Genomic DNA, 16,707 nt, shown 5'->3' with positions numbered 1-16,707 from the left:
GAGCCTCTTTATGCATGTCAAACATTCCAATCTGGACCGCTTCATCCTAGGTGTGAATTACATTGTGCTCACTTTAGCTGTTTTGATTATTGTAGTTCCCTTGGGTTATATCGTGATTGCTTCGTTTATGGACCCGACCGTTTTGTTAAGCAAAGGGCTATCCTTCCGTATTTCGGATTGGAGTGTGGAGGGATATCGGAAAATTTTGTCCAACCCGGCGATGCTCCGTGGGTTTGCCAATTCGGTGTTCTATTCTTCATGCTTTGCCTTGATCTCTGTGACGGTTTCGATTTGCGCTGGCTATGCCTTATCGGTGAACAGCTTGGTAGGGCGGAATTTCTTTATGACATTGTTTATCATCACCATGTTTTTCAGTGGAGGTCTGATTCCAACCTATTTGTTGGTCAAAAATTTAGGGATGCTGGATACCGTATGGGCTATTCTTCTTCCCGGTGCAATCAATGTGTGGGATCTGATTTTGGCACGAACGTTCTTTAAAGGTGTACCTAATGAATTAAAAGAGGCCGCCAACGTGGACGGAGCCTCGGACTGGACGATATTTTTTAGAATTGTCCTGCCGCTGTCCAAACCCATTATTTTTGTCATTGCGCTATATGCCTTTGTTGGTCAGTGGAATTCTTATTTTGATGCCATGATTTATCTGGATAATGCACAGCTGCATCCGCTTCAATTGGTGCTGAGATCGATCCTGATCCAAAACCAGACGATGCCTGGCATGATTAGTGATCAATTAGCAATGGCGGAACTGAAACGTCTTTCGGAAATGATCAAATATTCATCGATTGTCATCTCCAGTCTTCCACTGCTTGTGATGTATCCCTTTTTCCAAAAGTATTTTGAAAAGGGCGTTATGGTCGGCTCTTTAAAATAACAGATGCCGCACACTTCATTTGCTATATGTGCTTTTTACCATTATCCGATGGAGGTCATCCAGATGAAAACAGTCAAAACTGCCTCATTTGCCGCACTGGCGGCGATCTTAGTTCTTTCCGGCTGCGGCAGCAGCAATTCTTCTAATGAGAGCGATGCAACAGATGTGAATGGAAAAGTGACGCTCAACTTTATAACCCAAAGCTCTCCACTCGCTCCGGCAGACCCGAACGACAAGCTGATCAACAAACGGCTGGAAGAAAAAACGGGCATTCATATTCGTTGGAAGAACTTTACCAGTGACCAGTTTGTGGAAAAAAGGAATCTGGCTATTGCCAGCGGCGATTTGCCGGATGCAGTGTTCGACGCGGGCTACTCGGATTATGACTTGCTCAAGCTAGCCAAAGACGGTGTCATTATTCCGGTGGAGGATTTGATTGAACAGCATATGCCGAATTTTAAAAAGGTATTGGAGCAATCCCCAGAATATAAAGCGATGTTGACTGCGCCGGATGGACATATTTATTCCTTTCCGTGGATTGAAGAATTGGGGACAGGAAAAGAAGCGATCCAGTCCGTGGATGATTTGCCGTGGATTAATGTGGAGTGGCTGAACAAGCTGGGCTTGTCCATGCCAACAACGACCGAAGAGCTGAAGCAGGTCCTAATTGCCTTTAAAACAAAGGACCCCAACGGCAACGGGCAGGCGGATGAGATTCCATTATCGTTTATCGATAAGCCTGGCGGCGAGGATTTGGCCTTTTTATACGGGTCCTTTGGGCTGGGAGAGAACTGGGATCACACAGTAGTGACGAACGATGGAAAAGTCGTATTTACAGCAGCGGATAACGGATATAAGGAAGCCGTCAAATATATTCATGATTTATACAAGGAAGGGCTGGTGGACATAGAGTCCTCCCAGCAGGATTGGAACACTTATCTGGCCAAAGGGAAGGATCATCGCTATGGTCTGTACTTTACATGGGATAAGGCCAATATTACAGGCCCGAATAAAAAATACGATCTCATGCCGCCGCTGGCTGGACCGGATGGACATGTGAATGTTACACGGACGAATGGCATCGGCTTCGATCGCGGGCGCATGGTGATCACCAGTGCTAATAAGAAGCTGGAAGCGACCGCCAAGTGGATTGACCAGCTGTATGATCCGATCCAGTCTATACAGAACAACTGGGGAACTTACGGGGATACCAAGCAGAAGAATATTTTTGAGTATGATACGGCAAAGGGAATGCTGAAGCATCTGCCGCTGGAAGGCTCGGCTCCGGTGGAAATCAGACAAAAGACGAACATTGGCGGACCGTTAGCTGTATTGGATGAATACTACGGAAAATACACAACCCAGCCAGAAGATGCCACATGGCGATTGGGTTTGCTCAAAAAGGTGATGGTTCCGCATATGCAAGCGGATCAGAATTATCCTAAAGTATTTTTCTCTATCGATGAGCTGGATCGTTTATCGACCATTGAAACCGATCTATTCGCCTATGTTCTTCGTAAACGTACGGAATGGTATCAGAACGGCAAGGTCGAAGAGGAGTGGCCGGAATATTTGCAGGAACTGAACAGTCTGGGATTACAGGAATGGCTGCAAATCAAACAAGCGGGTTATGACAGAAGCACAAGTAAATGAATCTTTTTTCGAGGGAGATGAGTATATGAACGTGATTAGGCAAGAGAAATACCGCCCATCCTATCACTTTTCACCAAAAAGCGGATGGATGAATGATCCGAATGGAATGGTTTATTATGAAGGACGCTATCATTTGTTTTATCAGCATCACCCATTTGGCACCACATGGGGAGCTATGCATTGGGGGCATGCTGTCAGCACTGATTTGATGAATTGGGAGGAGCAGCCAATTGCCTTGGAGCCGGATGAGCTAGGAACGATTTTTTCCGGGAGCGCTGTAGTGGATGAACAGGATACATCCGGATTTTTTGGCGGCAAGCCGGGCTTGGTAGCCATTTTCACTCATCATCATTCATTTCCAGACATGGATCAGACACGGCAGTACCAGAGCCTTGCGTATAGTAAAGATTCAGGTGAAAGCTGGATTAAATATGCGGGCAACCCGGTACTGGAGGATGAGCACTGCGTTGATTTTCGGGACCCGAAAGTGTTTTGGCATAAGTCTACAGAGCAGTGGGTGATGGTGCTGGCCTGCGGTCAGACGATTCGAATCTATCATTCTCCGAATCTGAAGGAATGGACTTTTGCCAGTGAATTTGGACACGGTATTGGTAGTCATGATGCGGTGTGGGAATGCCCGGATTTATTTCCGCTATATGTTGATGAGAAACGCGAACAGGTGAAGTGGGTCATGCTCGTAAGCATTGGCGATACCCCGGGGATTCGGGAAGGGTCCAGAACACAGTATTTTACGGGTGAATTTGATGGAACAACATTTGTGGCAGATGCGGAAAGTGAAAAAGTCCGCTGGCTCGATTATGGCAGAGATAACTACGCAGGTGTGTGTTGGTCGGATATCCCGGCAGAGGATGGACGACGCCTGTTTATGGGCTGGATGAGCAACTGGAGATATGCCAATCAGACACCGACGGAGCGCTGGAGAGGTGCCATGTCCATTCCGCGAGAACTCGCACTGGAAACGAGAAAGGGCACAGTTGCGCTTGTTCAGCGCCCTGTTCGGGAGCTGGAGGGATTAAGAACCCCTGTCCTGTCACTCACAGAACCATCTTGGGAGGAAGTGCGAAACGCATTGTCTGCTTTGCAGCTGGATTGCTACGAACTTGTGGCTGAATTTGCAACCACTGGAGACTTTGGCTTTAAAGTGCGGGTATCGGATGAACAAGAAACACTCGTCGGGTATACTTCTGCCACGCAGGAGGTATACGTGGACCGGAAACGGTCAGGTCGCTCGGATTTTCATGAAGACTTTGCAGGCAAACATGGAGCCTCATTAACAATCTTACCGGATCGCATGGACATCCGTATCTATGTAGATCGCTCGTCTATCGAAGTGTTTTTCGATCGCGGACAGGTAGCCATTACCGATTTAATATTTCCTGATGCAGAAGCTAAGGGTCTTGAAATATTCTCAGCGGAAGAGCAGGTAACTGTATTTTCACTGGAGCTTTATGCGCTGAAATGAGATTTTCTTCGTAATCCGTACTGGAGGGTAGGAAATTGGCGATGAGAATAGAGCTCACAAACACGCGCACGAATTTGACGAACTGGCAGATTAAAGGGCAGGGACACATAGAAAATAACATCCAGGGACTTTTGTTGAGGTCAGAGCCACAGGAAAATGTGATGGCTATGTCTGGAACTACATCGCAGGATTTTACTTTTGAAGCGGATGTGATGGTCACAGACATACAGGCAGACGCTACCCTAGTATTCCGTTCCAGTGAGGATGGATGGTCTTCCTATATGCTTCAAATCGTGCCAGCTGCCGGATTATTACGGTTGCGCGATGCTGCCGGGGATATCGAAAGACTCAAAGAGGAACGGCAGGTAAAATTACAAAAAGGAGATATTTATCATCTCAAGGTGAAGGTAGAAGGCTCGCGTCTTAAAGTGTACTGGGATGAAGGGTATAGCCCGATTATAGATGTGGTCGATACGACGTACGCATCAGGATATTTGGGACTGAATGTCTGGAATGGGTCGGCATTATTTCAGAACATTCAAGTCAGTGATATGGATACGAATGTAGATGAACCGTTCTTGATCCGTGGAAAATGGCAACCGGACCTCAAAGGGCAAAAAGCTGAGGGAACAAGTTCTGAAGGAGCATTGAAAATATTTAGTACGACAGCTGCCGATCTGGTCATGGAAGGTAGTGTGACGCTGAATCCTTCTGAACCGGGAATGGAAGCAGGGCTATTTTTCAGAGGGAATCCGAAGGGTACAGAGGGATATGTTGCTTCTGTGCAACGTGAGGATCAGCAGGTTCAGGTACATCTGAGAAAGGCGAATGGAGCGTTGGTTACAAGCTCTGTCATGGTGTATCCGAATACATCGGGCAGTAAATATAGTCTGGAAATCATCGCATATGGAGAGCGAATTCGCGTGTTTGTAGATGGCTACACGCCTGCGGCGATTGACATCGTGGATAACAGTTACTCCAGTGGTTTTATAGGTATGAAGGCAACTGGGGGTACGGCTTATTTTCAGGATATCTACCTTACCTCCGTCTCGAATTACTATACAGAAAAATATCGCCCGCAGTATCATTATTCCCCTGCCAGAGGCTCGGCCAGCGATCCGAACGGATTGGTATATTTCGAGGGAGAATATCATCTATTTCATCAGGATGGTGGACAATGGGCACATGCGGTCAGTCTGGATTTGCTGGATTGGAAAAGGCTTCCCTTGGCATTAAAGTGGAATGATTTGGGCCATATCTGGTCCGGCTCGGCTGTAGCTGATCTCACCAATACTTCCGGCTTGTTCAGCGACTATGGCGGAAAAGGGCTGATTGCATATTACACCTCCTATAATCCCGATCAGCCCAAGGGAAACCAGAGAATTGGCCTTGCTTACAGCACAGACCGGGGACGGACATGGCAATACCCCGAAAACAATTCAATTGTAATTGAGAATCCGGGCCAAAATGAAAACGATCCTGGCAACTGGGATTTTCGTGATCCGAAAGTGGTATGGGATGAAGCGCATCAGCGCTGGATTATGGTCGTGTCGGGAGGTGACCATATCCGCTTCTTTACCTCCGCCAACCTATTAGATTGGAGCTGGACGGATAACTTTGGCTATGGTGATTATATACGGGGCGGGGTATGGGAGTGCCCAGATCTATTCCCGCTCGCGGTAGACAAGAGCAACACCTCTAAATGGGTGCTAATGATTAGTACTGGAGCCAGCACGAACACTCAAGGCTCGGATGCGGAATATTTTATCGGTGAACTGACATCTGATGGCAAATTTCAAAATGATCTTCCGCCGAGAAAGGTATTGAGAACCGATTGGGGCAAGGAATTCTATGCCTCGATGTCTTTCTCCAATATGCCCTGCGGGCGGCGTATCATGCTGGCATGGATGACAAATTGGGACTACCCGTTCAGCTTTCCGACTTCACCCTGGAAGGGGCAGTTCAGCATCCCGAGAGAGTTATCGTTAAAAACAACCCATGAAGGCATCCGCTTGATACAGCATCCGATATCCGAACTGACTTCGCTACGTTCTCATTTATTTTCGCTAGAACATGCAAGTATCACGGAATCTTCTCCGAATATACTGGAAGGTTTAAAGGCGGGTGCCTATGAGATTGAGGCGGAGTTCGAATTTCCTTCCGTTGGGATGGCATCGACTTTTGGGTTTTGCGTACGGGAAGGCGGTGAGCAAAGAACGGTAGTTGGCTATAAAACAGATGTACAACAGATGTTTATAAACCGTACCGATTCAGGGCTTACCGATTTCTCTCCCCTATTTTCAACGCTTCATGAAGCATCGTTGGCACCGGTCGGGAATCGAATTCAAATGCGTATATTTGTGGACGAATCCTCAGTTGAGGTGTTTGGTAATCATGGGGAAGTCGTATTTTCTGATATCATTTTTCCAGATTCGGCGCGTAGAGGGATGAGCTTCTATGCTCAAGGTGGTGAGGTGAAAATTGTTTCTCTTCATGTGTATGCGCTACACAATAGCTGGAGGGTTACAGAGGTTTCACCCATCAGACTGATCATGGATTACACTCAGCTGGAGCTTGCGGAAGGACGGTCGAAACGTCTGTATGCGAGTGTGGAGGATCATTCCGGGAGAAAAGAACATTTGCTGAATTGGGAATCCAGCAACCCCGCAGTCGTCAAGGTGATCTCGTCAAATGAAGGCTACGCGATCACGGAGGCACTTTCCCCTGGAGAAGCCGTAGTTACAGCCTCCATTCCGGGAGATACGGTAAGAGCAAGTACCTCTGTCACTGTGCATGGCGGGAAGTTTTATACCAACCTTTCAGGTTGGGTGCCGGATGTCTCCGCATCCCGCTGGATGGTGACGACGGATGGTATGCGCGGAAGCTATATTAGCGATGCGAATTATATGGCTTCTGAGCAGGCGAAAGATTTTACGTATGAGGCTGATATGAAGCTGTATGGAAATGGGAGCGCTGGGTCCATGATTTTTCGTGCCAATGCTGACGGGGCGAGTGGCTATTATTTGAATTTGGACCCGAACATGAAATCCATTCGTCTTTTTTATAAAAAAGAGGGGCGATTTGAGGAGCAGCAAGTGCTGGCCAAGGTTCCAAGATTTGTACTGCCGGGAGTAACCTATCATATTAAAATCCAAGCAGAGGGATTACGCCTTCGTATAGAGATTGATAACGAACAGGTAATGGACTTGGAAGATGATACATTTGCCGAAGGGCATTTTGGTATCAATGTATTTGGAGGGCAGGCTTTTTACCAACATGTAAGGATCGAGAAAATGTGATATGAATTTCTTATGTCAGAAGGAGAGCTGTATTTTACGAGCTCTCTTTTTTGCGTCTTTTTTAGCCGGAGCCTGCAATTTGCTGGTTAAACGAAAACCTTCAGGGGGGTATAATAAAATATAGTGCTATATAAAGTGCGTATACATGGTGTTACAGCAGATTTGGATTCATACAACCATTAGATGCTGATCTGGAAGGACGGCTAGGGGCCATTGGAGGAATGCTTGTGGGGATGATGTTCTCTTTTCTAAAAAAATATCGGGTTCCAGCCATCGCGGCGCTCGTGATGATGTTGCTGGAATTGACGGTAGAGTTATCGCAGCCGTATTTGATCTCCAAAATCATAGATGAGGGCATTCGGCAGCAGGATTTGCCTGTCGTCTGGTTATGGGGCGGTGTACTGGTGGGCAGTGCCGTTATCGCTTTTATGGCAGGGATATCGAGCTCCTTTTTTGCTTCACATGCAAGTCAGGGTTTTGGCTATGATGTGCGGGAAAAGCTGTATCAAAAGGTGCAATCCTTTTCTTATCCGGTGTTCAAACGGTTTGCTACTTCGTCGCTGATTACGCGCCTGACGGGAGATGTCACGCAAGTACAAGATACGGTGTTTATGAGCCTGCGATTTATGACACGGGTTCCGTTGGTGGTCATCGGCAGTATTATAATGGCCCTGGTTGTACATTTTAGGCTTGGGCTGTTACTGGCGGTTATGGCCCCAGTGCTGTTCGTATTTGTGCTGGTAATGATGCGGAGGACTGTCACTTTGTTTAAAAGTGTCCAGCGGCGCTTGGATGACGTTAATGGAGTAATCCAGGAGAATCTGACAGGTATTCGGCTTATTCGGGTTTTTGTGCGGATGCGACATGAAATTGAACGTTTTGCTCATTACGGAAGTGAATTGATGAAAGGGACGGTGTCCGCTCTACGCTGGACAGAAACGACGATGCCGTTCATTTTGTTTACGATGAATGCAGGGATTATTGCAGTACTTTGGTTTGGGCGCGGCCAAATTTCCACTGGAGATGCCAGTGTAGGACAGGTGGTTGCAGTCGTTAATTATTCCCTGCGGACGATTGGAGCTTTGTCTGCTTTATCCGGTATCGTTGTGGTATTTTCCCGGGCTACTGCATCTACAGGGCGGATTCGAGAGGTTTTGGAAACACCTAATGAAGAGGGGAGAGAGCTGAAGGGTGTTCCAACACAGGATACACGGATTGAGGGACAGGTGGAAATGGATCGGGTGAGCTTTCATTATCCGGGCAGTGATTTGGCTGTATTAAAGGACATATCCTTTAAGGCACGACCGGGTGAGCGAATCGCTATTATGGGAGCTACTGGTTCGGGCAAATCCTCACTTGTACAGTTGATTACACGTCTGTATGAAGAAGATGCAGGTCATGTACGCTTTGACGGAAAGGACGCTCGTCAAATGGATGGCTCCATACTACGTGAGGCGATTGGCTATGTCCCCCAAGAGGTGCTGTTATTTACCGGCTCGATTCGGGATAATATTGCCTGGGGGCTGGAGCATGCCAGTCTGGAGCAGATTCAGGAAGCCGCGCGCATGGCACAAATCCATCCTATGATTGAACGCTTGCCGCAAGGCTATGACACCATGCTCGGACAGCGTGGTGTTAATCTGTCCGGCGGACAGAAGCAGCGGCTGTCGATTGCCCGCGCACTGGTGCGCCAGCCGGCAGTGCTGATTCTGGACGACAGCACAAGTGCGCTGGATGTGGGAACGGAAACCGCATTGCTGAATGCACTCGATGGCCTGTCTTGTACGACATTTCTCATTACGCAGAAGATCAGTTCAACTGCATCAGCAGATCAGATTTTACTGCTGGATGAAGGGCGCCTGATCGCAAGTGGAAACCATGATCATCTCATGGATAGCTCAGAACTGTATCGACGTATCTATGAATCACAATACGGAAAGGAGGAGTCGCATGCTCAAGGAACTCATTGAACCGTTCCGTCAGCCTACGCCGGAATCCGGTGTGCTGCGAAACCCGGCTGGCGCTGAAGGACGACGCAAGGCCAAAGCGAAGAACTGGTCTGGCACGGTAGGGCGAATATGGGCTTATCTGGCCCGTCGCAAGGCCAAGCTAATGCTGGTCCTGTTCATGGTGTTGCTCAGCTCCGGGCTGTCGCTGTTGGCTCCATATCTGGTCGGTGTAGCGGTGGATGATTTTCTCGAAGGGCCGGGTGGACGCACGTGGATTTATTTTCTCATAGGTTTAGGGGCTGTGTATCTACTGAACTCGCTGACCTCCTGGCTGCAAAATATCTGGATGATCGAGATTGCCCAAGAGACGGTGTACCGCATGCGTTTCGATCTGTTTTCACATTTGCATCGACTCCCCATTCCTTTCTACGGCAAACGTCAGCAGGGAGAGATCATGAGTCGTCTGACCAATGATATCGAAAATGTCAGTTCTACGCTGAACAGCTCGGCTATTCAGATTTTTTCGAGCATATTGACGCTAATCGGTACACTCACTGTGATGCTGTGGTTAAGCCCGCTGATGACCCTGCTAACCTTTATCGTGGTGCCGTTAATGGCAGCCGGGATGCGCTGGATTACACGCCGCACCGGGCCTTTATATAAGGAACGGCAGAAGAACTTGGGCGAACTGAACGGATACATTGAAGAAACGCTGTCCGGTCAGCAGATTATCAAGGCATTTTCACAGGAGAAGAGAGTCATCCGTGGTTTTCGTGAGCGTAATGACCGTATTCGGCTGTCGGGTTTCTGGGCACAAACGATTTCAGGCTTTATCCCCAAGCTGATGAACGGACTGAATAATCTCAGCTTTGCTATTGTAGCAGGGATCGGCGGGATTTTAGCCATTCGCGGCTCGATTACGATAGGGACGATTATTGTATTTGTAGAATATGCTCGTCAGTTCACTAGACCGCTGAACGATTTGGCTAACCAGTGGAATACACTGTTGTCCGCCATTGCCGGAGCTGAGCGCGTATTTGAAATATTGGACGAAGACGAAGAGTCCAAGGATGAACGCGGCGCAGTAAAGGTGAAGCATGTGGAGGGAGCTGTACAGTTTACGGATGTTTTCTTCGGTTATGATGAGGGAAACGCTACGCTGGAAGCCATCTCTTTTGAAGCTAAACCTGGTGAAATGATCGCGCTCGTCGGCCCGACCGGGGCAGGAAAAACGACACTGATCCAGCTCCTTTCCAGATTCTATAGCCCAGACAAGGGAACGATTACGCTGGACGGGCGTGACATTACGACCATAGAGCGTGAAAGCTTGCGCTCCCGTATGGCGTTTGTGCTACAGGACACCTTCCTGTTTCAGGGGACCATTCGTGAAAATATCCGCTTCGGCAGGCTGGATGCCACTGATGAGGAGGTTGAACAAGCATCGAAACTGGCCAACGCCCACTCCTTTATCATGCGGATGAAGGACGGGTACGACAAGGTGCTGGAAGCGAACGGTAGCGGCATCAGTCAAGGGCAAAAGCAGTTGCTGGCGATTGCTCGTGCGATTTTGGCCAACCCTTCTATCCTGGTGCTCGACGAGGCGACCAGCAGCATTGACACCATCACCGAGATGAAAATTCAAGAAGGACTGGAACGGCTCATGCAGGGGCGAACAAGTTTCGTTATTGCACATCGGTTGAATACCATTCGTCAGGCTGACCGGATTTTGGTCTTAAAGGACGGTCGTTTGGAGGAGCAAGGTTCTCATGAGGAGTTGCTGGCTCACAAAGGCTTTTACAGTAATTTATATTATGGTCAGTTGAGAAAACAAAGCTCATAAGCTGGCTTGATCAACAGACTTACAGGCATACTTAAAAAGGGCTACCGTGGGGTGGCCTTTAAGTATGCCTTTTTATAGGTATGTATAATTAAAGACTTTACATAGATATTGCACAATCCGTATTTGTGATCAGAGACGTTTGAAATTGAGATACTTACTGATTTCACATTTAATTAGTATACCCATACCCCGTATATGTATGTTAACATGGGCGTGCAACAATAAAATTTCGCCTCAAAGGAGAGAGATCCTCATGAAAGTCGCCATCATGCTTTTCGATGGAATCACAGCATTAGATGCCATAGGTCCATATGATGTATTTGCTGCTACACTGAAATGTGAAGTGAAGTTTGTCGCTAAGAAAAAAGGGTTAGTCAAACTGGACTCAAACATGGGCTATTTGCATGCCGATTATAGTTTTTCTGAAGTACCTTCAGCTGACATTCTTGTTATTCCAGGTTGCAGTCCGCCAAATTATAAAACTCCAATGAATGACGAAGAAACATTAAATTGGATTCGCCAAATACATGAAACTACAAAATGGACCACATCGGTTTGTAATGGCTCTCTGATTTTAAGCGCCGCAGGCTTGTTAAATGGAACCATAGCCACAAGTCATTGGGGTTCCTTAGACCTGCTCCAATCTCTTGGAGCCATTCCAACAGATGAGCGAGTGGTCCGTCAGGGCAAAATCGTTACAGCAGCTGGTGTCTCCTCTGGTATTGACATGGCACTCCAGCTCATCGCATGGGAACTGGGAGAAGATATGAGTAAGGGAGTCCAATTGATTTTGGAATATGATCCTCAGCCTCCGTTTGACACGGGTTCACCCCAGAAAGCACCTGCTATATTGGTAGAACAAATAAGAGGTATGCTGCAAGAGTTTGCAAAACGGGAGCCTTATGTGTAAGTCCTGCATTAGGTTCTGTATTTTTATTTACAAAGCCCCCTAATTCAACTAATATGGTTTACACATAGTAAAGGATTGCAAAGTGTAAACCATTGGAGGGGGTTACAAACATGAGCAGCTTACCTAAGTCTGCTACATTTCCGCTTTTCATTTTGATGCTGAATCTGTTTATTGCTTTATTGGGTCAAGGCATGGTGATTCCCATTCTGCCTGAATATTTGAAACAATTTAATGCGGCAGGAGCTGCTGCGGGGTATCTTATTGCCGCTTTTGGAGCAGCACAGTTTATTTTTTCACCTCTAGGTGGACAGCTATCGGATAGATACGGGCGTAAATCAATGATCATCACCGGTCTGTTTTTAACCGTCATTTCGGATCTCATGTTTGCTGTATCTACGACATTGCCCCTTCTATATATTGCTCGGTTTATTGGAGGGATAGGTATTGGATTAATGGTTCCTTCCAATATGGCCTATGTCGCTGATATTACCACTCCTGAAACTCGCGCTAAAGGAATGGGGTACTTGGGTGCTTCCATGAATTTGGGGATGGTGCTTGGTCCGGGGTTAGGCGGTATGATCGCTGAGTTGGGCATTAGGGTGCCTTATTTTTTTGCTGGTGGACTTGGACTTGTAGCAACGCTGCTTAGCTTATATATGCCAGAGACACTGCCCAAGGAACAACGAAAACCCGTTGGCCAACGGGTCCGTAGGGAGCCGATTCGAAAGCAAATTCTGAATTCATTTCGAACGTCCTATTTTCGTTATCTTCTCCTCATATTGATCATGACATTAGGCTTGATGAATTACGAAACGGTGTATGCTCTTTTTGTGGAACGAAAATACGGTTTTGATGCCACTAAAATCTCAATGATCATTACGGTTGGTGCCATAATAGGCATCGTGGTGCAGGTATGGCTGCTTGATTACCTCATCAAGAGACTTGGCGAGATGAAGCTTATACGCCTCTCTTTGATCATGACAGCCACTGCTTTACTGTTCATGCTTATTAAGATCAATTTAGGTTATCTGCTGTTGGTATCGGCTCTGTTCTTTGCTTTTAATGCCTTCTTAAGGCCCACAGTAAGTACAATGATTGCCAACTCGGCTGGAGATCGTCAAGGATATGCCGCCGGACTGAATACGACGTATACCAGCCTAGGCAGTATATTGGGGCCTATTTTAGCGGGTTTGTTGTTTGACAAACACATTCATATTCCTTATATTTTTGGTGCATTAATCCTTGCATCTGCCCTTTTCTTAACCTTTCAAACATCAAAAAATGAGAAACGGATGGTTGCTAATGACTGAGAACTGGCACCAGAACTTGAAAAACAAAAATCGGGAAGAACTCATTGCGGCTGCGAAGGAACTTTTTATGAAGCAGAGCTTTCTCAAAGTGAATATTAAGGATGTATGCCATGTGGCTGGTGTAAGCCGGGTTACATTCTATAAGCATTTTCAGTCCATGAATGAAATAGTTTTTGAGGTCCAAATGGAGATCCTTGAGAGCATGACTGAATTTGTTAGAAGAGCACCTACAGCCGAAATGAATGGTAAGCAGATGCTTACTTCGATGCTTGATGCATGGATTGATTATGCTGGGCAACATCCAAATTTCATCAAGTTTATTCTGTTATTCGACCTGCATTACGAAGCTTATGATTCAAATGAAGAACTCAAAGAACGATATAAACATTTTGTTAACCAAGGAAAGGAACGACATTTTCTGATAGATGCTCTGGAAGCTGGAATCCAAGATGGATCCTTAAAGTCGGATGCTGAACCGCTAAAGACTGCGCATTTTATCTTCACGTCTATGATGGCGTTACTCCAGAAAATGAGTTTGACTCCCAAGGAAGATTGGAATGGCGAATCTCAGGATGTACAAATGGCTAACCGATTTGTAGGGATGCTGGTTCAGTATTTAAGTTCAGAAAGTGATGAATCCTCTATTTAAGACAGGTGGACGCAATAGAATAACAAGGGTCAGTCTGCTAAACTGTGAAAATAGAACGGGTACATATACGTTGCCATATTAGCCTGATTTATTTTGCGGAGGTGCGGGGATGAACGGAAGTCTGTTTGAGCCAGGACTGCTGGACGGGGATTATATTCCCCGTTTTTTTGCTTACTATTACAAGCAATGGCGTGACTATACGATGTCTTACCACGATCATCATTCCACTGAAATTATGTATATGATTTCTGGCTTGTGCAGGATAGATGTACAAACCGGAAAGAATACGGAAGAAAGCATTACGCTGCGCAAAGGCGAGTTTATTATGCTGGATGCAGGCGTCCCGCATCGGTTGGTGGTGGAAGGAGAACAACCGTGCCGGATGCTGAATGTAGAGTTTGGCTTTAAGGAAGGGGTGAGGGTAGGACCATCTATCCAACAAATAGCAGCGGAGGAGCAGGAAGTCACAGCCTTTATGTCGCGTCCATTCCCATATCTGGTGCTATCAGACCCGGAAGAGGTATATTATGCGCTCAAAAGTCTCGTGCTGGAGCTGGATCAACGTAAAGAACAGCCGGGTGCCATGGCAGAAATGCTTTTTATGCAATTGCTTGTACGAATTGCACGTTTACGGGAAGAGGCAGAGCGCAGCAATACGCAGCAAACGGATATGTACGTCAAGCGATGCATTGAATTTCTCCATCTGAACTATGACCGGGATATTGCAGTCAAGGACATGGCCGCAGCCGTCAATCTGCACCCAGGGTATTTGCATCGAATTTTCAAAAAACATACGGGGCTAACGCTTACCGCGTATTTAACGATGCTGCGAATGGACAAGGCCTGTATGCTGCTTCAGCAAACGGACATTCCCATTCAGGAAATTGCCGATTATGTTGGCGTCGCCAGCAGACAGTATTTCCACATGTTGTTTAAAAAGCACACAGGCAAAACTCCTGTTGAATACCGCACCGCCGTCGAGCGCGATGTGAGGAATTATGCGGAGGAGGGTGGAAGCTAAAAAAGAAGCCTCTGAACCATTACCGATTTAGGTCGGTATGAATTCAGAGGTCGTGTGATTTCAAGCACTATAAAACGTATCGGGCTTCTTGAGAGCTAAAGTTTGGATCATTTTCCGAGCCACATATTTTCCATCTGTTCAAGCGATCTCCCCTTGGTTTCGGGAACCTTGCGCCATATAAAGACTACGACGAACAACGAGATGGCTCCGAATATCCAGAAGGTATTGGACGGACCAGCTGAACTCAGCAGAGGGGGGAATGCCTGGGAGACCAGATAATCGCCGGCCCATAATGCCATCGAAGCAATGGCGACAGCTTTGCCGCGAATGCGGTTCGGAAAGATCTCCGAGATCATGACCCATACGATTGGCCCAAGTGATATAGCGTAGGAGGCCACGTAGATCAATATCATGATGAGCACGAGCGGTCCAGTGGTTAGACCCATTTTGAATGCGGCTCCAATAATGATCAAGCAGAGGGTCATCAACGAGGTACCGATCATTAGTAGAACTTTTCGTCCCGCTTTGTCGATCAGCCATACGGATACGATGGTAAACAACACATTGATCAACCCGATCCAGATGGTCTGGGTCAAAGAAGCGTCCGTACCGAGCCCCATTCCTTTAAAGATGACCGGTGCATAATACAAAATGGCATTGATGCCGGTAATATGCTGCATAATGGCGAGCATGATACCGATAAAGAGAGCGACCCGAATACCGGGAGCGAACAATTGTTTCAATGAGTCATTCTCATTTTTGAACGATTCCTTGATATCAAGTACTTCCTGTTTAGCGGCTTCTTCACCGTGAATTTTCAGCAGAATTGGCAACGCTTCATAAGGCCGATTCTTTTTGATAAGCCATCTCGGGCTTTCGGGTATGAAGAGCATCAGGAGCATAAAGATCAGTCCCGGAACAGCTCCCACTCCGAACATCCAGCGCCAGGCTGTTGAGACACCCCAGGCTTCATCCCCCAGGCTGACGATCCATGAATTCTGAAAATAAACGAGGAAAATACCCGTTACGATCGCCAGCTGATTTAAAGCAACCAAACGGCCACGGTATTTGGCGGGAGCGATCTCCGCGTTATACACCGGACAGATGGTGGAAGTGATTCCTATGCCGACGCCGCCGATCATACGAAAGATAACATACCCGGTGAACGTATCTTGAATTGCAGAGCAGATCGAGCCGACGACAAATAAAAATCCGGCGGCCAGCAATACCTTTTTTCTGCCGATCCTTTCACTCATGTAGCCGGAGAGAGCCGCACCCGTGATGCTCCCTACAATCAGACTCGACACTGCCCAACCGACCTGAAATTCGCTCAGCGAAAAACGCTGCTGTAGGAATTCAACTGCTCCCGAAACTACCGCGATATCAAAACCGAACAGTATGCCTCCAAGCGCAGCTACGATGGATACCAACGTCACAAAAAGCATATTGGGTTTTTCTGATTGAAGCGCTTTCTGTTGAGCGCTTTCATTATGGATGATTACTCCCATATGATCATCTCCCCTCCAGATTCCTAGAACTCCATTCCGTTCTTCGAGGAGAAGTATAACATGCGCTTATAAAAGAAAGGCCGGTGATCGTCTTCAATAAACGGACCTTTTCACGCACGATTTTGGCTTCAGTTCCCGAATTGGAGACGGAGGGGCTAAATCTAGCATTACCTTGTCATTCGAGCTTAAAAAA

The 16,707-nt window shown here is 46.9% G+C and carries 11 protein-coding genes; 10 read left to right on the top strand and 1 reads right to left on the bottom strand.

Going from position 1 to position 16,707, the window contains the following annotated elements:
* Positions 1-10 precede the first annotated feature (10 nt).
* The 10 genes from MMB75_RS15725 to MMB75_RS15680 all read left to right on the top strand — a co-directional run bounded on the left by MMB75_RS15725 (position 11) and on the right by MMB75_RS15680 (position 15,006).
* On the top strand, positions 11-892 hold the full coding sequence (locus tag MMB75_RS15725; RefSeq protein ID WP_013369666.1) for a carbohydrate ABC transporter permease: 882 nt from the start codon (positions 11-13) through the stop codon (positions 890-892).
* A 63-nt stretch (positions 893-955) separates the two neighbouring features.
* Positions 956-2,545: an ABC transporter substrate-binding protein gene (locus MMB75_RS15720; RefSeq protein ID WP_044786392.1), complete on the top strand. Its 1,590-nt coding sequence runs from the start codon at positions 956-958 to the stop codon at positions 2,543-2,545.
* A 25-nt stretch (positions 2,546-2,570) separates the two neighbouring features.
* A complete protein-coding gene (locus MMB75_RS15715; RefSeq protein ID WP_257126744.1) occupies positions 2,571-4,028 on the top strand; it encodes a glycoside hydrolase family 32 protein in 1,458 nt (485 codons plus the stop codon).
* 41 nt (positions 4,029-4,069) lie between these two features.
* Complete coding sequence (locus MMB75_RS15710; RefSeq protein ID WP_045244237.1) at positions 4,070-7,327, top strand: GH32 C-terminal domain-containing protein; 3,258 nt, start codon at positions 4,070-4,072, stop codon at positions 7,325-7,327.
* Between the two features lie 233 nt (positions 7,328-7,560).
* Complete coding sequence (locus tag MMB75_RS15705; protein ID WP_080902285.1) at positions 7,561-9,297, top strand: ABC transporter ATP-binding protein; 1,737 nt, start codon at positions 7,561-7,563, stop codon at positions 9,295-9,297.
* Positions 9,278-11,116, top strand: a complete 1,839-nt coding sequence (locus MMB75_RS15700; protein ID WP_016821407.1) for an ABC transporter ATP-binding protein — start codon at positions 9,278-9,280, stop codon at positions 11,114-11,116. Before MMB75_RS15705 ends, MMB75_RS15700 begins: the two co-directional genes overlap by 20 nt.
* Positions 11,117-11,369: 253 nt before the next feature.
* Positions 11,370-12,026 (top strand): DJ-1/PfpI family protein, encoded by a 657-nt coding sequence (locus MMB75_RS15695; protein WP_031463013.1) that lies wholly within the window; start codon positions 11,370-11,372, stop codon positions 12,024-12,026.
* A gap of 110 nt (positions 12,027-12,136) precedes the next feature.
* Entirely contained in the window at positions 12,137-13,336 is a 1,200-nt protein-coding gene (locus MMB75_RS15690) for an MFS transporter (protein WP_019686305.1), read from the top strand.
* A complete protein-coding gene (locus MMB75_RS15685; protein ID WP_019686306.1) occupies positions 13,329-13,985 on the top strand; it encodes a TetR/AcrR family transcriptional regulator in 657 nt (218 codons plus the stop codon). Before MMB75_RS15690 ends, MMB75_RS15685 begins: the two co-directional genes overlap by 8 nt.
* Positions 13,986-14,094: 109 nt before the next feature.
* Complete coding sequence (locus MMB75_RS15680) at positions 14,095-15,006, top strand: AraC family transcriptional regulator (RefSeq protein WP_019686307.1); 912 nt, start codon at positions 14,095-14,097, stop codon at positions 15,004-15,006.
* A gap of 107 nt (positions 15,007-15,113) precedes the next feature.
* Here MMB75_RS15680 and MMB75_RS15675 read toward each other — a convergent pair whose 3' ends face one another.
* Positions 15,114-16,514, bottom strand: a complete 1,401-nt coding sequence (locus tag MMB75_RS15675; RefSeq protein ID WP_277375724.1) for a sugar porter family MFS transporter — start codon at positions 16,512-16,514, stop codon at positions 15,114-15,116.
* Between the last annotated feature and the right edge of the window lie 193 nt (positions 16,515-16,707).

This window comes from Paenibacillus sp. P2(2022), from assembly GCF_029522175.1.
Classification (GTDB): domain Bacteria; phylum Bacillota; class Bacilli; order Paenibacillales; family Paenibacillaceae; genus Paenibacillus; species Paenibacillus polymyxa.
The sequence above is the reverse complement of the archived record's forward strand: the minus strand, read 5'-3'. Positions and strand labels throughout refer to the sequence as shown.